The 21,609-nt window shown below is 44.0% G+C and carries 11 protein-coding genes; 6 read left to right on the top strand and 5 right to left on the bottom strand.

Annotated features, from left to right (window positions below; all coding sequences use genetic code 11):
* Nucleotides 1–129 precede the first annotated feature (129 nt).
* The gene (locus NBH07_RS15885; protein WP_250833557.1) at nucleotides 130–2,778 is read left to right on the top strand and encodes an ATP-binding protein; all 2,649 of its coding nucleotides are present in this window, start codon (nucleotides 130–132) and stop codon (nucleotides 2,776–2,778) included.
* Here the strand turns inward: NBH07_RS15885 and NBH07_RS15880 are convergent.
* Complete coding sequence (locus NBH07_RS15880; RefSeq protein WP_009016884.1) at nucleotides 2,773–3,780, bottom strand: sensor histidine kinase; 1,008 nt, start codon at nucleotides 3,778–3,780, stop codon at nucleotides 2,773–2,775. The genes NBH07_RS15885 and NBH07_RS15880 overlap by 6 nt on opposite strands.
* Nucleotides 3,777–5,141, bottom strand: a complete 1,365-nt coding sequence (locus tag NBH07_RS15875) for a sigma-54-dependent transcriptional regulator (protein ID WP_009016883.1) — start codon at nucleotides 5,139–5,141, stop codon at nucleotides 3,777–3,779. The genes NBH07_RS15880 and NBH07_RS15875 overlap by 4 nt, the downstream gene beginning before the upstream one ends.
* A 216-nt stretch (nucleotides 5,142–5,357) precedes the next feature.
* Here NBH07_RS15875 and NBH07_RS15870 point away from each other — a divergent pair, with 216 nt between their 5' ends.
* Nucleotides 5,358–5,963: a DUF4858 domain-containing protein gene (locus tag NBH07_RS15870; RefSeq protein ID WP_008772812.1), complete on the top strand. Its 606-nt coding sequence runs from the start codon at nucleotides 5,358–5,360 to the stop codon at nucleotides 5,961–5,963.
* Here NBH07_RS15870 and nudC read toward each other — a convergent pair.
* The gene (nudC, locus tag NBH07_RS15865; protein ID WP_036631963.1) at nucleotides 5,934–6,707 is read right to left on the bottom strand and encodes an NAD(+) diphosphatase; all 774 of its coding nucleotides are present in this window, start codon (nucleotides 6,705–6,707) and stop codon (nucleotides 5,934–5,936) included. The two genes, NBH07_RS15870 and nudC, sit on opposite strands and share 30 nt — an antisense overlap.
* Nucleotides 6,708–6,920: 213 nt before the next feature.
* Between nudC and NBH07_RS15860 the strand changes: the two genes are divergently transcribed.
* Nucleotides 6,921–9,308 carry an ABC transporter permease gene (locus tag NBH07_RS15860; protein WP_057316316.1) on the top strand — a complete coding sequence of 796 codons (2,388 nt, stop codon included), beginning with the start codon at nucleotides 6,921–6,923 and terminating at the stop codon, nucleotides 9,306–9,308.
* On the opposite strand, the gene NBH07_RS15855 is transcribed toward NBH07_RS15860, so the two are convergent.
* Nucleotides 9,247–13,356, bottom strand: a complete 4,110-nt coding sequence (locus NBH07_RS15855) for a hybrid sensor histidine kinase/response regulator transcription factor (protein ID WP_009016880.1) — start codon at nucleotides 13,354–13,356, stop codon at nucleotides 9,247–9,249. The two genes, NBH07_RS15860 and NBH07_RS15855, sit on opposite strands and share 62 nt — an antisense overlap.
* Before the next feature lie 162 nt (nucleotides 13,357–13,518).
* Here NBH07_RS15855 and NBH07_RS15850 point away from each other — a divergent pair, with 162 nt between their 5' ends.
* From NBH07_RS15850 to NBH07_RS15840, 3 genes are all read left to right on the top strand, one after another.
* Nucleotides 13,519–15,915, top strand: a complete 2,397-nt coding sequence (locus NBH07_RS15850; protein WP_009016879.1) for a TonB-dependent receptor — start codon at nucleotides 13,519–13,521, stop codon at nucleotides 15,913–15,915.
* A 234-nt stretch (nucleotides 15,916–16,149) separates the two neighbouring features.
* A complete protein-coding gene (locus NBH07_RS15845) occupies nucleotides 16,150–17,187 on the top strand; it encodes an AAA family ATPase (RefSeq protein WP_005867516.1) in 1,038 nt (345 codons plus the stop codon).
* A complete protein-coding gene (locus NBH07_RS15840; protein ID WP_005867515.1) occupies nucleotides 17,180–17,731 on the top strand; it encodes a hypothetical protein in 552 nt (183 codons plus the stop codon). Before NBH07_RS15845 ends, NBH07_RS15840 begins: the two co-directional genes overlap by 8 nt.
* Before the next feature lie 262 nt (nucleotides 17,732–17,993).
* Here the strand turns inward: NBH07_RS15840 and NBH07_RS15835 are convergent, their stop codons facing one another.
* Complete coding sequence (locus NBH07_RS15835; RefSeq protein ID WP_009016878.1) at nucleotides 17,994–21,158, bottom strand: DUF6383 domain-containing protein; 3,165 nt, start codon at nucleotides 21,156–21,158, stop codon at nucleotides 17,994–17,996.
* Between the last annotated feature and the right edge of the window lie 451 nt (nucleotides 21,159–21,609).

Raw genomic sequence — 21,609 nt, 5'->3', positions numbered from 1 at the left:
TTAGGCGTAATAGATTCTTTTTATTTTGAATTTCAGCAATTAATCATAAATCTTTCCTATTTTTGTGGTCTGTATTAATAACAAATAGTACTTTAATCGCAAATAAGCACATGAATAGGTAGGTAAAGAATGACATTATTAAAAAACTACATACGATTCGTACTCTTTATCGTGTTAAGTCTGGTCTTTTCTTTCCACTTATACGCTACAGATAATGCAGGCCCTATTTTAATCATTAGCTCCTACAATCCCGATACACGTAATACGACCGCCAATATTTCCGAGTTTATGGAGGAATATAAGCGGGGAGGTGGTATCTCGCCGGTGGTTATCGAGAACATGAACTGTAAGAGCCTCCCGGAAGCCCCCTTATGGGACGGTAAGATGAGAGGTATATTGGATAAATATAAGGAAAATAATACCCCTCAGCTTATCATTATCTTAGGTCAAGAGGCATGGGCTTCTTATATCTCCCAAGAATACAAGCCTGATATACCGGTTTTATGCGGTATGATCAGTAAGAATGCGATCTTATTACCCGACTCGGATTTAAATGTCGCCGAATGGGAGCCGAAATACATCGATATCCAAGAGTACGTAGATAAAGGTTTACACCTTGGCGGGTTCTTGTATTCTTATGACGTAAAAGAAAATATCCGGTTAATACGTAAGCTATATCCCAAAACTCAAAATATAGCATTAATCACCGATAATACCTACGGTGGTTTAGCTATGCAGACCTTGGTAAAAAAGGAAATGGAAAATATCAAGGATCTGAACTTGATATTACTGGATGGAAGAAAGAATAATATCTACACCATCGTTGAGCAAATCAAGAACCTGCCGGATCAGACCGTGATATTGATCGGTACATGGCGTGTAGACGTGAACGACGGGTATTATGTTGGAAATGCCACGTATACCATGATGACCGCCAATCCCAGAATCCCAACATTCACATTGGCATCCGTCGGCATAGGGCACTGGGCCATCGGAGGTTTCAGTCCCAAATACAGGCCTATAGGTTCCGATTTGGCGAAAGAGGCTTTAAGTATATTGGAGAAGAAAATCGCCCCTAAAGATATCCATCCCCAAATCATCCCCAATGGATATGTGTTCGACGCTTCAAAGATCAAGGCTTTTGATATCAGCAAACTGTCATTGCCCCACGACGCTACTATTATCAACGAGGACCCGAGCCTATTCTCCAAATACAGGTTCGAGATATTGCTAAGCGTAATCACCGTATTGTTTATTTTCCTGATTATGATATTAATCTTCTTTATCCGGACCAATAAGCTGAAAGATAAGTTATTGGATCTACAGAAAGATAATATACTAATCATGAATAATATCCAAGCTTCTATCTATTTCATCAAGCCGGATTATACCGTAAAATGGAGAAACGAGGTAGAGTTCCATGACTGTATCCCTGAATTCGGTCCGGCTAATTGCTTCTTGGTCAAGAACGGAGTAAAGCCTTATTGTACCCGTTGCACGGTCGCAAAGGCCATGGAAACCAAAAAGCAGGTCGATATCACGAATGAGTTCGGCGATGGAAAGTATCTTCATATTTTGGCGAACCCTGTATTAGACGAGCACAACAACCTTATCGGGGTTATTTTCAAGAAAGAAGACGTGACAAAACAAAAACAGGCGGAGAACGAACTGAGGAAAGCGAAAGAGAAAGCGGAAGAGTCCGATCGTTTGAAATCCGCATTCTTGGCGAATATGAGTCATGAGATTCGAACGCCATTGAATGCGATCGTCGGTTTCTCCGGATTATTGGCCGTAACCGAGAATATGGAGGATAAAGAGGAATATATCAATATCATTAATAGCAACAACGACCTGCTATTGCAATTGATCAATGATATTCTCGATCTAGCCAAGATAGAGGCGGGTACGCTAGAATTCGTGGATTCAGACGTAGATGTCAATCAACTATTCTCCGATATCGAGCAGTCTTCCCGTTTGAAGGCGCAAGATGGTGTGCAGGTATGCTTTGTCGAGAAGATCCCGAATTGTATCTTACGCACCGACCGTAACCGGGTCTCCCAAGTCATTACCAACTTTATCAACAATGCCATCAAGTTCACAACTCAAGGTAGCATCCTGTTTGGCTACCGCCGTAGAGACGATGAGTTGTATTTCTATGTAAAAGATACGGGATGCGGTATCGCCAAGGATAAGATCGGTCAAGTTTTCACCCGTTTCGTTAAGTTAAATAGCTTTGTGCAAGGAACGGGGCTGGGATTATCGATTTGCCAGATGATTATCAAGCGTCTGGGTGGAGATATAGGGGTGGAATCAGAGCAAGGAAAAGGTTCTACATTCTGGTTTACGTTGCCCTATTCGATACTAGAGATGCAGGAAGTCCCGCATGAGAAACCAAAGACCGAGAATGTACAGAAGAGCCAGTCATCCAAATCTGCAACCCTATTAATAGCGGAAGATAACGAAAGCAACTATACTTTATTCCAAGCCATGTTGAAAGATTATAACCTTATACACGCATGGAACGGGGAACAAGCGATCGATTTATTCAATAAATATCAACCGGACTTAATCCTAATGGACCTAAAAATGCCGATCGTAGACGGCTATGAGGCTACACGGGTAATTCGGGAAAAGAACCAGTCCATTCCTATCATCGCCGTAACAGCTTTCGCCTTCGCGGAAGATGAGGGACGGGTAAAACAAAGCGGATTCTCCTCTTACATCGCTAAACCGATCAAGCCGGATAAGCTAATCGCATGTATTAATACTTATTTATAGAATCCGTTTGGTAACAATCGGAAAACGCAAAACGAAAGAGGAACCCTTCTCTACTTGAGAGTCGAGACTAATACTTCCTCTATGACGGTTCATGATCTGCCGGCAAAGACTTAATCCGATGCCGGAACCTTTAGATTTAGTCGTGAAGAAAGGAACGAAGATTTTGTCGATTGCCTCGGGAACAATTCCGCTACCATTATCAATCACCGAAATAATTACCATACCGTTTTTTTGGACAGCCTCCACTATAATTTGAGGGGATAAGGATTCTTCACAAGCCTCTATCGCATTTTTCAATAGATTAATTAATACTTGTTCCACCATGATCCGGTCCGCATATAAATTCAAGTCTTCCGGCTTTACATGAAAGAAGAGGATATCGGATTTCTCCGGGAATAGAAGCCGGATATCGTCAAAGAGAGCCGAAACCGAGAAGTTTCGTAAAGTAGGTAAAGGCAGACGGGTTAATTTCCGATAATTCTCGACAAAATCCAATAACCCCTTACTTCTTCGGTGGATCGTTTGCATGGCTTGTACCATAATAGCGTAGTCTTTCTCATTCATGCCATTTATCGTCGCACGCTCGGCTACCGTCTCCGATAAAGAGATTACCGGAGCGATCGAGTTCATGATCTCATGCGTCAATACCCGGATAAGTTTCTGCCATGCCTCGGTTTCCGCCTCAGCGACCACCGAATTATACAATCGACTCCGTAAAGCTTCCAAGGCAGCGTTCATAGAAGAGGCCAAAGCCTTTTCGTCTTCCGTCATTGAATCGGAAGGATAAAACAAGCTCAGATCCCCGTAATGAATACTCTCTATCAGGTATTCCATCCGCTTAACAGTCTTTTGCTGATCCTTATATAAGAAAACCGAAAGCGCAAGAATACAAAATCCGAACAGCGCGGGAATAAACAAAAACCCTTTCAGCACTAAGAATGAGGCAGTAAAAGACAAGACCACGATCCCCAAAATACGAGCGAACAACAAGTAACGTATCATAAGCCAAATTTCTCCAATTTACGATACAAGGTAAAGCGGGTAATCCCTAGAAGCTCGGCGGCACGAGTGATATTCCCCTCGGCACGACGTAAGGCACGTTCGATCGCTTCTTTCTCCAATACCGTCAAATTTAACTCATCGGATGGTTCCTTATCCCTAAGCGGGACAGAACGCAGAATAAAGTCTTCCGGCCTTAGCCAATTACTTTCAGACAAGATAACCGCCCGTTCAATCGCATGTTGCAGTTCACGTACATTACCGGGCCAAGCATAATTATGTAGCTTATTCTTCCCATCCCTGTTAATGCCCTTCAAGTCTTTCTTATATTTATGGGCATACTTCGACAAGAAATGTTCAGCCAATAAGATCACGTCATTTCCTCGTTCCCTCAAGGGAGGAATATGTAACTCGATCGTATTAATACGATATAAAAGATCTTGCCGGAAAGTACCTTCTGCCACAAGATGATGGATATTCACGTTCGTTGCGCAGATCAACCGGATATCAATCGGTATAGGTTGCGTTGCTCCCAAGCGGGTTATCTGTCGTTTTTCCAAAGCGGTCAACAGTTTCGCTTGCATGGAAAGGCTTAAGTTCCCGATCTCATCCAAGAACAAGGTACCACCGGAAGCTACCTCCATTCGTCCCGGCTTTTCCTTACGGGCATCCGTAAAAGCCCCTTTCTCATAGCCGAATAATTCACTCTCGAAAAGTTGTTCCGGAATAGAGCCCACATCGATCCCGACGAAAAGATTCCCCGAACGCGGAGATTGATGATATAAGGCGCGGGCAACTAAATCTTTACCGGTTCCATTCTCCCCCAAGATTAATATATTGGCATCCGTATTCTTTAATTTATCGACCGTAGCGAAAATAGCCTGCATCGGTTCGCTTTCACCGATGATCTCGAAGCCAGCATCCTCGGGTGAACTAAGAATCTCAACTTGTTTCTTTAAATTTCGCACTTCCGCCCTACTCTCCCGAAGTTCCAATGCCGAAGAGAGTGTAGCGAGTAATTTCTCCTTTTCCCAAGGTTTCGGGATAAAGTCGGTAGCTCCCGCCTTAATCGCCCGCACGGCCTTATCCGTATCCGAATAGGCAGTCATAAAAAGAACCACCACGTCCGGGTCTATCTTCTTTATCTTCTCCAGCCAATAGAAACCCTCCTGACCACTAATAGCATCCCGTTTGAAATTCATATCCAACAAGATAATATCCGGGATAAAAGTCCGCATGAAATGATCGATGCGCTCCGGTTGCGTAGCCACTCTTATTTGTTCCATATAGGGCTCCAGTAATAAGTTAAGGGCAAAAAGGATGTCCTCATTATCATCTATAATTAATAGTTTTCCCTTTTTCATAAGCGCTGAACTAGTTTGTGATGCCTCAAAGGTAGGTATTAAATCAATGGAAGAAGCGTGCGTAATCGAACGATTATCGTGCGCAGATGAACTGTTAAATTAATAGTCCGCAAAGAGGGTTAAGATTAAGTAAACGGTAAGACTATTTAAGCGAAAGAAAAAACGAGGAGAAAGAAGGAAGACTATCTTTGAACACAATTAACAATTCAGGCATTCATGAGACCACTATTGATTGGATTTTTCGTCTGTATAAATATACACTTAGGCTATGCGCAATGGACTGAGCAAGATTCGATCTGGCTAAAGGATGTATTAGCAGGCAAAGATTCCATCAAATTGAACCCTGAATTCCAAAAAGCAATCCAAAGCGGTTCTTTCCTCAACCCGGAACCAGGAAAACCGATGGGGAAACCTCAACTGGCCGCTCCCAGCAATATCCCTATCACCAAAGATTTCTCAGAATATATCCAACAAGACGATACGACACACCGAAAAGTAGCATTGAAGGATTTACCGCCATCGGTATTCTGGCGACATAATCCACCGTATAAAAAGATACTGCCTGTCTATCAATCTATCTTAGATGAATTGAAAAGGACTCCGTCCAGTGGTCGTACCTCACTAGCTACCTTCGATCTAGGAAGGATGACCAGCCGGAAAACATATGTCCATAAACGCAACGCAAAACGCAACGGAACTTGGCAAAACTACGGTAACCTCCCTACCCCGGATGTCATCTCTAAAAGGAAGAAATTCGAAAGACAACAGGCAGAGGCCGCAAAAAAGGACTCCTCATTGATGATCCAACCACCAATCGATTAGCTTACGGGCCAAGCTCAACTTACGGGGGATCTCCGGTAAGTTATCTTTGGTATAGAAGGCACCAGAACTTAGTTCCTCATCCTGCAACTTAATTTCCCCACTTACATAATCCGCTACAAAGCCTACCATCAAGCCACTCGGATAAGGCCAGGGTTGGTTTCCGAAATAAGTGATATTATCGACCTCTAAACCCGTTTCCTCACGGACCTCCCTGCGCACACACTCTTCCAAGGTCTCGCCAACTTCTAAGAATCCGGCCACTAATCCATGGAAAGTTCCCCGGAAATTACGGGCATGTACCAAAAGAATCGAATCCTCCTTACGGATCAAGACGATCATCGCTGCTGAGATTGTCGGATAAATCTCATGTTTGCAAGAAGGACATTGCTTCATGATCGACGTAGTCTGTACGGTAGGAGTACCACATACCGGGCAGAAACGGCTATGGCTATCCCAATAAAGCAATTGATAAGCCTTACCCGCCTTCTCGTAACACGCTCTCGAGATATAATCCCAAGAGGCACGCAACCCCATATGTACGTAACGGTCATTCCCCTCCACCGGAGTATCTAATTCTGCCGTACGTGCGGGAAGTCCATCCCGGTAATCAACCTCCAGCGTATGAGAAACCGGAACTGGGGGATTCTCGCCATAGGGGATGGTATACGTATCATTCTCTTTCTGAAGCAACAGTTGGTCTTTATAAAAAAGGAACCAATAACAGAGTTTATTTGAAGTTTCCATGCTAATATTCCCGAATTATCTTTCTGTATGTAAAACATCCGCGAACTTACGAATTAAAATCCAATAACGTGCGGAAGCGAACGTGCACCGTGCGAAGGCACACACAATCGTTTCTAAGCATTTTTCTATTATCTTATGATTAGCAGAACGTTACATCGATGGCACATTATTTGCCTCCTTTCTAAAAAATGAATATATTTAAAACCTGTTACAATGAAACTAATGATTCGAAACTTACTTTATCTATTCAAGCGGTTTAAGACCGCTGTCGTGTTAAACCTCTTTGGCTTAACAATCGCTTTCGCCGCTTTCCTCCTGATAGTAATGCAGGTGGATTACGAGATGAATTACGATGCCATGCACAGTAAATCGGGCCGAACCTTCCGGCTAGAGGCAAATCACGGAGAATTCGAGCATAACGCCATCCATTGCCTAATGTTTAGCGATGCTTTTGTTAACTCATCCGCTCATATCACGGATTACTCCTACCGTTATCCATTCTACGGAGGAGAACGGTATTGCCAAATCGACGAGGTAGACGATCAAGGAGAAGCGAAAGTATTTAAGGAAAACTTCCAGCTTTGTCTACCCAATATCTCAGATGTCTTTGATTTCCACATGAAAGAAGGTTCCGTCGAATGCCTATCCATTCCCGGTTCCGTACTCATTCCGGAGAGTGTCGCCAAAAGGCTGTTCGACAAACAATCCGCTATCGGTAAACGTATCCGGATGTCCGGCAGTAGTGGCTGGCAACCTGTAAGTACCACGATACTTACTATTGGGGGTGTCTATAAGGATTTCCCGGGAAATACTACAGTACAAAACCGTATTTACGTCCCGATGGACCAACTGGATCTATTAAAAAGTTCTTGGCAAATGTATGCCAACGAAATATACGTCACGCTAGACGATCCCCTAAATAAAGAGGAGGTATTGGATCATTTCAACAAGACTTTCGATTTCGCTAAAAGCCAAATGGGTTCAGCGCAAGAGATCGCATTACGTCTAACCCCCTTAAAGGATGTTTATTACACGCATGATACAACTTTCGACTTTAATCCGAAAGGTCACCGGGAGACAAATTATGTGTTACTGGGTATCGCTTTCCTCATCTTATTCATCGCCGGAATCAATTTTACCAATCTCACAACCTCGTTGATTCCCCTACGATTGAAAACGATCAATACGCACCGGGTATTAGGATGCTCCATCTATAAGTTACGAGCCATCTCACTGATTGAATCGATCGTGATCTGCTTGATATCCTACATTCTCGCCTTATTCATCGTAAACGATTTGTCTTACACACCGATCGCTAATTGGGTAGATGCGGATATACGTCTTAGTCAATACAAAGGCCTGATCCTTCTCACAGCACTGATCGCTATCTTGACGGGTTGCTTGGCGGGACTTTATCCAGCTATACGAAGTACCTCCTATGCGCCGGCCTTGGTACTAAAGGGCTCTTTCGGTCTTAGTCCCAAAGGGAAAAAAGTACGTGTCGCCCTGATCGGTTTCCAATACACGGTATCGATCGCCTTGATTATTGTCACCTTATTCATGGGACTTCAGAACCATTTCATGACCTCTAGCGAGCAACTAGGATTCAATAAAGACCAAGTAGCCATCGTGAACCTGACACCGGAGATCTACGCCAAGCATAAGCCCCAATATATCCAGAAACTTAAAGATTATCCGGGAATAGAGGATGTGGCCTTCTCCGTCTACGAGTTATCGAAAGAAGATGACATGATCGATCTCGAATATGCCCGTCATGAAGATAAGGATGTATTCTTCAAGGTATTCTATGCCTCCGAGAATTTCCTTTCCGTCATGGATATCCAAGTAGAGGAAGGAAGGGATTTTACACGGGAGGATTTAAACAAGGCACAAAGTGATTATATCATCAATCCGGCGGCAGAGCGGGATTTCCACTTACATCCCGGAGATCGTTTCAATGATCGTACGGTTCTAGGAGTCAGCAAGGATTTTCGGTTTAACTCTTGCCGGATCGCAAGCTCGCCTTTCGTATTCGCATTGAATAACGATATACCCAATCCTAAATTGGTATCCTATATCCGCTTCAATTCGAAAACGAATTTACAGGAAGCTGTCGCCCACGTCCGGGAAACATTGAAAGAGATCGATCCGACTTTCCCTTTCGAGATCTCTTTCTACAACACCATCTTAAACAATTTATATCAGAAAGAACAAACACTGGGTAAACTAATCTCCCTATTCGGAATAATGGCGATCTTGATCTCTATCGTAGGTGTATTCGGACTCGTGCTATTTGAGACGCAATACCGCCGGAAAGAGATCGGTATCCGCAAGATCAACGGAGCGACTACCGGACAGATTCTTTTGATGTTCAACAAGACTTATATCCGGATCGTCTCCGTTTGCTTCATCATCTCGATCCCAATAGCATGGATGGGAACACAACAGTGGCTAGAGAATTTCGCTTATAAAACACCACTCCATCTTTGGGTCTTCATCGTAGCTTTCCTAATCATTCTCTCGGTTACGATCGGTACCGTTACTTTCCGGAACTGGCAAGCGGCGAATGAGAATCCTGTGAACTCGGTGAAGTCTGAATAAACTCACTCGGAGTGATCCCGTAAATTTCTTTAAAGCAACGGGTAAAATAGTTCGGATCGGAGAAGCCGACCTGAGCAGCTACCTCCCCGATCGAATAAGCGTGCTGCCCCAATAACTCGGCGGCACGCTTTATACGTATATTACGGGTGAATGAGGAAGCGGAGCAACCAGTAGTAGACTTTAATTTCCGAAATAAGCTGGCACGGCTCATCGCCATCTCGGAACAGAAAAGCTCTACATCAAACTCCGGGTCCTGCAAATGGGCCAGAACGACCCTTGTCACTTTCGAAACAAATTCCTTATCCAGATCGGCGATGGTTTGCTCCGGAGTACGCAAGTCGAACCGATCCCTGAAATATAACTTTAGTTGCTCACTACGTTTGAGCAGATTCTTGATCTTCGCTTTTAAGACAGCAAGACTGAACGGTTTAGGCAGATAATCATCCGCTCCGGCTCCATACCCTTCCAATTGTTGACGTTCTTCCGCTAAAGCAGTCAATAGGATAACCGGTATATGGGCCGTCCGTTCATCCGTTTTCAAAGCCTCGCAACATTCAATCCCATTCATGACCGGCATCATTACATCCGAGACAATCACGTCCGGTAGGATCTCCATGGCTTTCTCCAAGCCGACCTTTCCGTTTTTCGCTATCACGACCCGGTAATCCGTTTGAAAAGCATTCATCAAATAACGACATAGATCCTCATTATCCTCTACAAACAAAAGCGTTTGTCGTAGATTCTCCGGGACCGGGTTTGTTCCTTCCAATGGAACTGATTCCCGCAAAGATGCCTCTTCCATTTTAGGTTCCGAATACTCCAACCACTCCTCAGGATAAGCCTCTTCCGATATAGGCAAGGCAACCGTAAAAACAGAACCTTTCCCCAATTCACTCTCACATTGAATGGTTGCCTTATGTAACTCCAATAGCTCTTTTGTGTACGCAAGGCCGATCCCCGAACTCTCCGAGCGGCGAAACGCTATCGATTCCCCCTTATAATATTGATCAAAAATATACGGTAACGATTCGGGGGGAATGCCGATTCCACTATCCGTAATTCGTAAAGTCATGACCGCATCGGATGAGCTTTGCTCCAATAAAGCGGAAAAGCTTACCGAACCACCATCCGGCGTATACTTAAATGCGTTCGACAGTAAATTATATAGAACCTGCTCTAGGATATTCTTGTCAAAATAAGCGATTGAGATATCCGGGGCAATCGAATACGTAAACGCAATTTTATAGGAATCGGCCAAAGGAATAAAGGTTTCCGAAATCTCCTTTAAGAATCGACTGAGATCCGCACAAACAATATGCGGGGAAGGAACTCCCCGGGTCAATACCGATAAATCCAGTAATTCATTGACATGCCGAATCAAGCGATTGGTATTCCGGGAGATCGTACGCAAAGTTTCTTTATCTCCACAAGATTCTTCTGAACCGGAATGCCGTTCCAGATCCTCCGTCAATCCCTTGATTATCGTCAGAGGGGTACGAAGCTCATGAGAGACATTCATAAAGAAACGAGTTTTCAACGCATCTTTTTCCTCCAGTTCTTGCTTGGCCTGTTTCAACAGCCGTGTACGTTCTTGTATCTTACGCTCCAACTCGGCTTGGCGAAGCTGATACCAGCGCACCCGGCTCTTATAGGCGATATACAACAGTACGCATACAACCACGAATACCAGCAAAATAAACCACCACGTCCGCCACCAAGGAGGAAAGATCCTGACAGGTTCGGTAATGGGAGCGCTCCAATAGGAACCATTGCCGGAAGTTTCCACCCGAAACACATAGTTTCCCGGTGGTAGGCGATTATATATAGCCGTACGATCGCTGGCGTCCACCTCCCGCCAATCCGTATCATATCCATCCAGACGATACCGGTATCGGATACTACGGGGATGAGAATAATCGAACGCGATAAAACCCACCTGTAAACCTTGCTTCTCACGTGAGTCTCCGATCGTGAGGTTCGTGATTCGCAAAGACTCAGGTATTTTTCTCAAACCGTCCGTTAACTGAACGGGATCAAAAGAAACGATCCCCTCATTACTGCCAAATACAAGTTCACCCGATTTGCGCTTACAGCAAGCGCCACCCATAAACTCATTCGATAATAAACCGTTTGCCGTCGTATAATTAACGATATGCCGGTTTTGTATATCCAAGCGACTCAGCCCTTTATTCGTGCTGACAAACAGGATGCCCGGCTCACCTTCACGGATTCCTCGTACGATATTTCCCGATAAGCCATCCTGTACCGTGAAATGATCAAATCGCCCGGTTCGCTTGTCGTATTGATCCAACCCCGCATTCGTACCGATCCACAAATAACCGGAAGAGTCCACAAACAGACAATGAATATGATTCGACGCAAGGGGATTCATCTCACCCGGTATATATCGATACGTGATAAGTGCTCTCGTCTTCGTATCCCACACCCGAAGCCGCCCCTCATCCGCTCCTCCCCAAAACCAAGATTCTTCGCTCACGCATAAGTTACATAACTCCGACAACGAGTTGATCGGATAATCATAAGAGACTTGGTAATCCGGTATAAAAGGGCGGATTCGGAAATCATCCAGATTCAACCGGTCCGGGTTGGCGTCTTGATAACTGATCCATAGGTTCCGCTCCGAATCCTCACGGATAGAACCTATAATCTTTCCGGATAAAGAGGACGGACTTTTTCGGGGTGAGAAGGTAAAACGCATATCTACCCGGGAAGTCTTATGGTTAATCCGATCTAATCCCCTAGAGGTCGCAACCCAAAGATTCAGGTCCGAATCCTCATAAACGGCTAGGATATGAAGAGAAGACAGATTCTCTTTTTCCGTGTATCCCAAGGTATATCGAAACAAGGAAGGTGTTAAATCCGCATGGCTCACCCCATACGTGGAATGCCCCGCCCACAGATGATCCGAGTCATCCAGAAACAAACAGGTAATCTGGTTACTGCTGATAGAATGTGCGTCTTCCGGCACGTTCCTCAACTGTCCCATTTTCCTCTCCTTCGGAGAATAATAAAAAAGACCTTGATTGAAACGGCTATCATCAAACCAGACCGTTCCGTCCTTACTCTCGAAGATGGATCGCACTTGGCATTCTCCCGTAGGTTCCAGATCCTCCGGCCGGTCAAAGAAATGCTCACATCGCAAGGCAAGCCGGTTCATCCGGCTAATCAAGCTTACCCCCTTATTATGTCCGATCCAGAAATCACCATCACCGGTCTCCAAGAATTGATATACCCGAGTATCCTCACGACCGACAGATTGGAAGATCTCTCGCTCTCCCATATCAAGCGAACGAAAAGCCCCTTCACGTCCCGTACCTAACCACATATAATCAAACCGGTCGATATAGATCGCGTTAACGCCATTCAAATTGCCGGCATTGATATCCTCCCGGTCATTTGTCCGTATCGTATAATCTTGAAAGTGGTTTGTTTCTTTGTCATACAAACTAAAACCAGCTAAAGTCCCTACCCAAAACGAATGATCCGGCGCCGAATACAAACAATTCACAGGAGACGACGAGACTACCGAACCCGCCGGCGAAAGGCGTACCAATTTCTTCTCTTTAGCATCATACTCCAACATCCCGTTCTCCGTACCTATAAAGATATGTCCCGGAACGGAGGCCGAGAAACAAGTAGGACTACCATACACACGTAACTGTTGTCGAAGCCATTCTTTCGTGAAATTCAAAAATGTATCCGAACCTCTGTCATAACGGCTAATCCCACCCGAGGAAAAAAAGATCCAGATACCTCCATCTGAATCCTCGAATAATTTATCGATAGAACTGCTTTGTATACTTTCCGGACAATCCGGTACGGGCAAGAATACTTTAAACGTATATCCATCGTAGCGGTTCAAGCCTTCAGTCGTCCCGACCCAGACATACCCGGTACGATCCTTCAAAATAGAGGTCACCGAGGAAGAAGAAAGCCCGCTATCCATTGTTATCCGGTCAAAAATAACGTTGGTAGCTTGCGTTCTCGTTACCATAAGTACAAACAGCAGTAAAAGGTATATTCTCATCCATTCATCCGATTAATGCCCCAAATATAAAGATTAAGTGGGTGAAAATCACAGAAAACAGAAAGATTGAACGATTTGTACGGTATTATGAAACATATGTCCGGCCCGCTCCCTCCCTATTTCCCTAGCTTTGCGGTATCAATTCTAAAACGAATGTAAAATATGAGAAAACTTTTTCTATCGCTAGTATTCCTTAGCGCACTACTATCTATCCATGCGAATCCGGGTATTAAAGGAATCGTAATCGATCAAACCACCCGTAAGGCATTAGACTACGCTCACGTTGTATTATATGATGGAGATCATATCGTCGAAGAAGCTATGACTGAAGCGAACGGTTCTTTTCTAATCCAGCCCGTAAAACCGGGAACGTATTCGATCCGTATCCATTTTCTGGGATATGATGTTTATATGGGAGAGGAGTTTATCCTTACAGAGCAAATCAAAGATCTGGGTATTATCCCGATGCAAATGCTTGAGGTAGGCTTACAGGAAGTGGAGGTCGTAGCCAACAAGAAACAAGTCATCTATAAACTGGATAAAAAGATCATCGAGGCTTCTTCCAACCTGCTTTCCTCGGGAGGAACCGCTGTCGATATCCTAGAGAACACGCCTTCCATCCGGGTGAACGCCGAGGGAGAGGTTACCTTCCGGGGAAGTAGCGGATTCACGGTCTACGTAGATGGAAAGCCCAGTATATTTACCGGGACCCAAGCCTTGGAACAGATCCCGTCCGGACAAATCCAGAATATAGAGATCATCACCATCCCGTCCGCCCAACATGATACTGGGGGTGATGTCGGGATCATCAATGTCATTACCAAGAAGAACTTCGGGGAAGGGCTGAGCGGAGTAATCAACCTAAGCGGGAATACGGTATGGAGCCGGACCTTGGATTTCTTGTTGACCGGACAAAACAAGGCGTCTCAATGGCGTATAGGCGGTTATGTGGGAAACCGACTTCGTAAAAGTCATTTTACCCAAGAGAAAACGACGTTGGTAAACGATACGACAACGACTTCTTATTCCAATGGCCCCCGTGAAAGTAACGGCTACGCATATATTCTCAACGGAGGTTGGAGTTATACGCAAAAACAAACGACTTTTTCTATTAACGCGGAAGGCGGATATGCCGGACTCAAGCGAAAAGGAGATCTGGAATATACGGAAGAACGTTCCGCTAATGGCGAGCAATTCGAGAACGGAGAGTTCAAGAGCCTTGACGACTTTGATATCCATGAGACTTTCGGACTAGGGAATCTGGCCGTGGATCATAAGTTCAATGATAAGGGGCATAACCTTAGCGGTAGCTTCTTCTTGAAATATGGAGGCGACGCTCTGGAATATTTCCAAAGCGATCTGTTCGACAAAAACAACGTACGCCAGCAAGGTCATCGTGCGTGGGAGGCCGAACATCGTTGGACCGTCCGTGCGAAAGCCGATTATGTATTTCCATACAGCAAAACCGGACAAATCAAGGCGGGTTATCAATATTTCTCATACTCGGAAGACGGCGATTATAGTATGCAGTTTTGGAACCCGGATACCAAAGAGTTCTTCTGGCGTGACGATATTTACAACACGTTCTATTTCCAACAAGGGATCAACTCCCTTTATGCGATCGTTGGGGATAGCTACCGGTCTTTTGATTTTCAAGTAGGATTACGGGGAGAACATACGCATCAAGTATTACGTAGCTCCAAAGATTGGGCGAACCGCCTACAAAGGCGTTTTGAGTTGTTCCCATCCGCCCATATCGGTTATAACCTCACACAAAATCAGAAGCTTCTATTCGCTTACAGCCGTCGTACGACCCGACCAGAGCTTTATTTCATGGAGCCATACATCACTTACAAGGATTACTATACAGCCGAGATCGGTAACCCGGATATACGCCCAGAGTACATTCATTCTTTCGAGTTGAATTATTCCTTGACTTCCGGCGACAATGCCTTGTCTGCCTCCCTATTCCACCGAACCCGCAAAGACAAGATCGAACGATTACGGGTTCCTTACCAAGCCGGGGTTACCTTGGATTCCATGGCGAACGTGGGACATGATTATTCCACCGGAATAGAACTATCGGGCAGTTTGCAGGCCACCAGTTGGTGGAATACGCAAATAAACGGTAGCCTTTATCACTACCGGGTAGAGAACGAGTATAAGACGGACGGGAAGAATGAGACCAGTACCAATTACGAGATCGCATGGAACAACGCTTTCACGACCGGGAAATACACAAGGATACAGCTTGACGGCAATTTCGTAGGCCCTTCCGTAACCACCCAAGGAAGAACCCAGTCGTTCTGGTTTGTCAACCTAGCGATACGGCAACAATTCTTCAAACGGAAGTTGACGGCCACCCTCTCTTTCCGGGATGTCTTCAATACGGCCCGTTATGTCAATACGATCACTTCCTCGAACTTGATTTCCAAAACACGAATCCGGCCCGATTACCCGTTGATAGGCTTGACCCTTAGCTATACGTTCAACCAGTTCAAGCTAAAGAATGGCTTATCCAACAATTCAAAGGATTTATTCGAGGGGACGAATCATTAATACCGAATTACCCTACTTTCAAAGTAAGCTAGCTTCGTTGGCAAAGTAAGCTAATTAAAATGCCCAAGTAAGTTAACTTACTTTGCCAACGAGATAAACGTAGTGGTCCTTATATCTTGTTTACCGAGGATAGAATACATCATTGGGTAACTGTAACTTTTTTGAATCCAACTTTGTTACTTTCCAATTTTAAGTTACTTTTGTGAACACTTAGTTAAAAATGAGGTATATTCAATGATTAACAGCATATTACTGACTAATTTCACGGGCTTTGCAAACAATCGTTTCGATTTCACCGAAGGAGTAAATGTCCTCATCGGCAAGAATGGTACCGGCAAGACACACGTGCTTAAATGCTTGGCTGCCACCTTGCAGGCACGTCACGACTTCCTCGGCAAGAACTCTGCTTCCAAAGAGCAGTTTGAGTATATCTTGGCGGAAGATATGATCTATTATTTCAAGCCGGACATCATCGGCAATTTGGTCAGCAAAGGACTACCTTCCGGTAGGGCGAACATTGCGGTTACGATAGATAGCAAGGTATTGCAATATAGCTTTTCCTCTGCAGCCAAGACGACTGTGAAATTGGAAACGGACGAGAAGTGGAACGACCGTCATTTCATCTACATCCCTCCTCGTGAAATGTTCTCTTTGTTCGAGGGTTTTATCGGTTTGAGCAGTAAGCGTGAGATTTCATTCGACCAGACCTACATCAATCTAGCACACGCATTGGCTCTCCCCGTATTGCGTGAGTCTGAAGATAATCCGTTGAGACCGGCTGTTGAGTTGTTGGAACGGGAATTGCAGTTCAAGGTGCTGCAGATGAACGGACGTTTCTATATACAGACGGAAAGTGGTAATATGGAAGCGCATTTGGTGGCAGAAGGTCTTCGCAAGTTGGCCTCTATCTTATACCTCATACTGAATGGGGAAATTAATGCGAACACCATTCTGTTCTGGGATGAGCCGGAAGCCAATTTGAACCCGGCTCTTATCAAAGTGGTGTCGAAGTTCATCCTTGTGCTTCAGGAATGTGGTTTGCAGATTTTCATCGCTACACACGATTATTTGCTTACACATACGCTTTCTCTTTATTCCGAGTATAAAGAACACACCGGTGTATCTGTCAAATTCTTTGGGCTGAAAAAAGAAGGCAAGGGAATCATTGTAGAGGAAAGCGAAACCTTGGCAGGCATACAGAGCAATCCGATTCTGGAGGAATATGCAGCCTTTTACGACTTGGAACAACAATTCATCAGCAAATATGAGTAATTTTCAGGAAAGCGGCATAAATTTCAAGTTTCAATCTCCCAAATGGAACGTTGTCAAGTACGACGAACATTTGGCGCACAAAAAAGTAAGCAATGCCTTGCAGCCTACCAAAGCGGTGGACTTTTTAGGTATTCATGACAACAGACAGTTGTTTTTGGTAGAAGTAAAGAATTACAGAGGGCATACACACGATGCAGAGACTCAGGAAGTGCTTCAGGCAAAAGGCGAGGAATTAATGCGCAGGATTGCTGTCAAAGTTAGGGACACAATCGCCACGGTAACTAATTCTGCTCGTTTTTCGACCAATGATGAGGATTTTTTTACCCGGATTAATCAGTTGCTACTTGATAATCAGAAAAAGATAGTCATTATTGCCTGTATAGAACTAGACATTGCTGGTGAAAAAGAACACAAAGCCCGTATGAGTGTCTGGATGCAAAAATTAAAGCAAAAGTTGGCATGGTTACATGCGGCTAAAATTTCCATCAATCCGATTGAAAATATCTCTGCTGTCTTGCCGGATACGGAAATCTTGTTCGTGTAATCTCCCGGCAAACTTTAGTGACCTTTGTTGCCGGTCTTTTATTAGTCCGTCTTTTTCTCTTCTGTGGATTCCCCAAAAGTAAGCCCCGATCGAATAAACGACCGGGGCTAATTCTTTTCCCGCTTTCCTTCCTCACGGAAGTACTAAGGGATGAACTTTAATTTATTACTTTAGTATTAATATTAATCCATTCCCGCTTGTTCGCCCTCACGGGATACTTGGGCCGAGGCCCTCACGGGAACTTAATATCGTCATTATATTTTTATTTAACTATTGTCTTAACAGCGTTCTCGCCTTCTACGGCTACTGCGATGATTCCAGCAGGAACAGCGATCGTAGCGTTGTCGGAAGCAAGAATAGTCTCGGCTACTACCTTACCTAAGATATTAGAGATAACCACCTTCTTACCGGCTGCGCCTTGGATCTCTACGATACCATTGCCACCTATTACCTTAACACCGGCAGCGCCATCAGCTACAGACTCGTTGGAAGTAGGATCACCAGCAGTGATCGTGAACTTCATGGCGCTATTCTTATCAGTACCCCAAGCCAATTTGTCGTTGAGGCCATATAAGTAACGACCTTTCTCCTTAACGGAACGGATCACATACATACCCTCATCGTCAGCGCATTGGATAATCTGAACCTTGAAGTTATCCAAGCCGCCTAATACGCCTTCGTCGTCAGCATTTTTAGCAACTTTCACTTCCTTACCCTTTACTACCGTAGAGATCGTATCGTTGTTTGCCTCGATAGAAGCAGACTTGAAGATAGCCTTAGTAGCTTTTTCAGCCCATTCATATTTCTTGTCGTACATGCCGTCCGCTACATAATAGTCCACAGAATCCTTCGGATTGAACAAGAACAAGCTTCTATTAGGATCTTCCGTACCCTTAGAGATATAGAAAGAAGGAACGATCGCTTTCGTATCGGTTACGCGCAAATAGAATGAGTATTGCTCATTATTCACTACGATACCCTCTTGGTTCTCGTTCAAGGAGATATAGTTGCCTAACTCGCTTACCAATGAGATATGGCCATTCTTAGCGGGATAGCTGATTTCCGGAGCTTCCTCGATCAAGTAAGTCTTTAATGTCATGTCTTGATTATTACCCGGCAATGCATAAACTACGGATGGAGTTGTATACACATACTCGTCATTGTTATACTTAACAGCTACTACTGATTTCGTAGTCTTGCCAAATACAGTTGTAACATTCGCATTCGTACTTGATACAGGAATCAAATAAACAGAGCCATCAGCAGCTTGTTTAATAACGAACTTAGCCGCATCTGCCGCAGCCATAACGTCTGCACCGTTAACATGGGTACTAGTACCTGTACCTTGCGGGAAATAGGCATTAGTCTCTATACCATCATTGATATAGCGCAATTGATAAGCATAAGCATAGCCTTTATCGCCCTTAGCCTGTACGGTCACGTGGTTACCTCTATTGTAAACGAAGCTACTCTCGATGATCGTCTTCGGAGCCTCGTCTTTGATCAATTGCCATTGAGCGGCATCGGATACGCTGTTGGCGAACTTACCATCAGCATTCAATTTGTAGACATTACTATTATTGTCTTTTGTAACAGCGGTATACCATTTATTGGAAGTCACGTTGTTGTCGCGAGCGAAAGCCATTGTTACCAAAGTCTGGTCATCTACGTTCAAGAAACCTGCGTATGGATCAACTTCTTCTACTTTCGTCAACTCCACTAACAGACGCTTAAACTCTACGGTCTGAGTCGAAGCAGTCTCACGGTAGGTATTCTCATCAACATAGATAGGAGTGATATCCCGAGTTGAAGGAACAGCTGTCTCATATACATTCTCACCCAAATCTGTTTTAGGGAACAATGTCGTAAGGAAATGATCACCTGTCTCACGATTCGTGAAAGTGATCTTATAAGTATCATCCACGCTTGTAATCATCCATTGATAAGCCGGAGTCTCTGTCTGTGACAACACCTTCGCTTTTGCGACAAGCTCAAAACTACCATTATCAACCGCAGAAGTCAAATATTTTCCATATACGCTCTTCACATCCCCTTGCTTACCGCTCAATACACGGATCGTATAAACAGCTGCCTTAGCCTCCTTGTTCAACAACTCGATACCTTTCTTCGTACCGGCAACGCCCAACTTAAAGATGAACTTATCCGTCTTGTCTGAAGTGTTAGAGATCGTAGTCAAGTAGAAATTATCATTATGCTGCAAAATCTCCAACTTGATTTGAGCATCCTTATGATCGGCCTTGCTACCTTGTATTCTGAAACGGAAACGATCCAGATTCAACTCATACGGATAAGATTCCACGTAACTCTTTTGAACACGGAAACAAGCGTTATGGATAGAAATCTCGTCACCTTGTGTCTTCCAAGCCGCACCTGTTCCTACATACAGGTTCAAGTCACCAATTTCCTTCTCTACCAAAGAGAAACCATCACCATTCGCACGTCCGGCGTTCGTTCCCTCCATTGTCTCTGTAGAGCTTGCAACCAAAACCGTAGCGTTCAACCACGCATTATAGTCCCTAACCACTTGGTCACTATTATCTAAAGCTGGAGCATTTTTCGTAAAGAAGTACATACCGGCAGGAATCTGCAAGTCTGAAGAAGATCCTGAATACCCCGGGTATTGTGTAGCATCAATCGTAATTGGGCGAGCCAAATAACGAGCTACCACCATTTTGTCGTTAAACAAGTTACCGATAGGTTCTTCACCTTGATCTTTAAGACGTTTAGAAACGAAAGAGAAACCAGATGTATTGTACAATGCGTTCAATTCCTCTGAATTCGTCAACAACTCAGACTTAACCTCGTAAAAGATCGGAGCCGCAATCGTCGTAGATACTGTTGACACATTACTACCCCAATTCAAGCCGTTGAGAGGAGTAGAAGATGAATAAATATACAAATTGTTATTCGTGCCAGAATATGCACCTCCCGTAAGAGCAGAAACAGAAGATCCATCAAATACGAAATCCTTATTCGTATTCTTATCCTCTACTTTCGTGTTTTTCTCTATAGCCGTAAAGCCGACATTAACCCTTAAAAGCTTTCCTGTCTCAACATTCGTAAAATTGTAAGAGAAGAAGCCTTTCGGAGATTCAGTTATGCCAACAGTCCAAACATACTGTTTAACATCATCATTATCAGCAAGAGGCGTAGATAATCCTATCGTAGACTCTGTAATGGTGCTACCCGATAGCTCATGACCATAAGCCTCATTATTCGTCTGATCATTAACAAATACATACTGGTGTCCAGCCTTCAATTCCGTAGCAGGCGTTGCGGTAAACGTCCCCTGTCCATTCACAAAGCCAGCCAATTGCTGAATAGAACTTTGCGCCCAAGCACTACCGCACAACGAACCCGCCATCAGCAGACCCGCCGTAAACAATGTAGAAATCTTTCTGTTCATAAATCGAAAATTTAAATATTAATAATAGTGTTAATTGAATATCTATCAAATCCTTAATCATCCTTCGTCTATACCGAAACGACTAGTTTAAACGATCGTTTAGATCTTGCGTTTTTAAAGGAGGAAAAAGAGAGGTTCGTCTGCCGAATCGGTTGTTTCGTAAAGGATAGGCTATTCTATTGATAAGAAAGCCGATAAGGGGCAAAAAAAATAGCAAGGAAGGGTTGCAAGTGTCAAAGAAACGCGTACCTTTGCAAAAGACTAATCTAAACGATCGTTTTCACCGTTCATTTTCATGTATATAATATAATGTACGTGCGTACATTGAATAAAGGCTTACTAAAAATCTTCCTACAATAAATAACATATTCAATATAAACTGCCCTGTTTTGGGTCTCCCAAGTGAATAACTAACGGCTTGTCGAGTGAATAACTTACGGCTATACCTAGT

Source organism: Parabacteroides sp. B2-S-102 (assembly GCF_023656665.1).
GTDB classification, from domain to species: Bacteria; Bacteroidota; Bacteroidia; order Bacteroidales; family Tannerellaceae; genus Parabacteroides; species Parabacteroides distasonis.
Note: the sequence above shows the minus strand (reverse complement) of the source record. Positions and strands in the feature narration are given on the sequence as shown.

What these genes read in the sequence shown, in the direction of transcription:
- NBH07_RS15885 (WP_250833557.1), top strand. Translation starts at nt 130, where the DNA reads ATGACATTATTAAAAAACTACATACGATTCGTACTCTTTATCGTGTTA.
- NBH07_RS15875 (WP_009016883.1), bottom strand. Translation starts at nt 5,141, where the DNA reads ATGAAAAAGGGAAAACTATTAATTATAGATGATAATGAGGACATCCTT.
- NBH07_RS15850 (WP_009016879.1), top strand. Translation starts at nt 13,519, where the DNA reads ATGAGAAAACTTTTTCTATCGCTAGTATTCCTTAGCGCACTACTATCT.
- NBH07_RS15835 (WP_009016878.1), bottom strand. Translation starts at nt 21,158, where the DNA reads ATGAACAGAAAGATTTCTACATTGTTTACGGCGGGTCTGCTGATGGCG.
- NBH07_RS15840 (WP_005867515.1), top strand. Translation starts at nt 17,180, where the DNA reads ATGAGTAATTTTCAGGAAAGCGGCATAAATTTCAAGTTTCAATCTCCC.
- NBH07_RS15870 (WP_008772812.1), top strand. Translation starts at nt 5,358, where the DNA reads ATGAGACCACTATTGATTGGATTTTTCGTCTGTATAAATATACACTTA.
- nudC (WP_036631963.1), bottom strand. Translation starts at nt 6,707, where the DNA reads ATGGAAACTTCAAATAAACTCTGTTATTGGTTCCTTTTTTATAAAGAC.
- NBH07_RS15845 (WP_005867516.1), top strand. Translation starts at nt 16,150, where the DNA reads ATGATTAACAGCATATTACTGACTAATTTCACGGGCTTTGCAAACAAT.
- NBH07_RS15855 (WP_009016880.1), bottom strand. Translation starts at nt 13,356, where the DNA reads ATGAGAATATACCTTTTACTGCTGTTTGTACTTATGGTAACGAGAACG.
- NBH07_RS15860 (WP_057316316.1), top strand. Translation starts at nt 6,921, where the DNA reads ATGAAACTAATGATTCGAAACTTACTTTATCTATTCAAGCGGTTTAAG.
- NBH07_RS15880 (WP_009016884.1), bottom strand. Translation starts at nt 3,780, where the DNA reads ATGATACGTTACTTGTTGTTCGCTCGTATTTTGGGGATCGTGGTCTTG.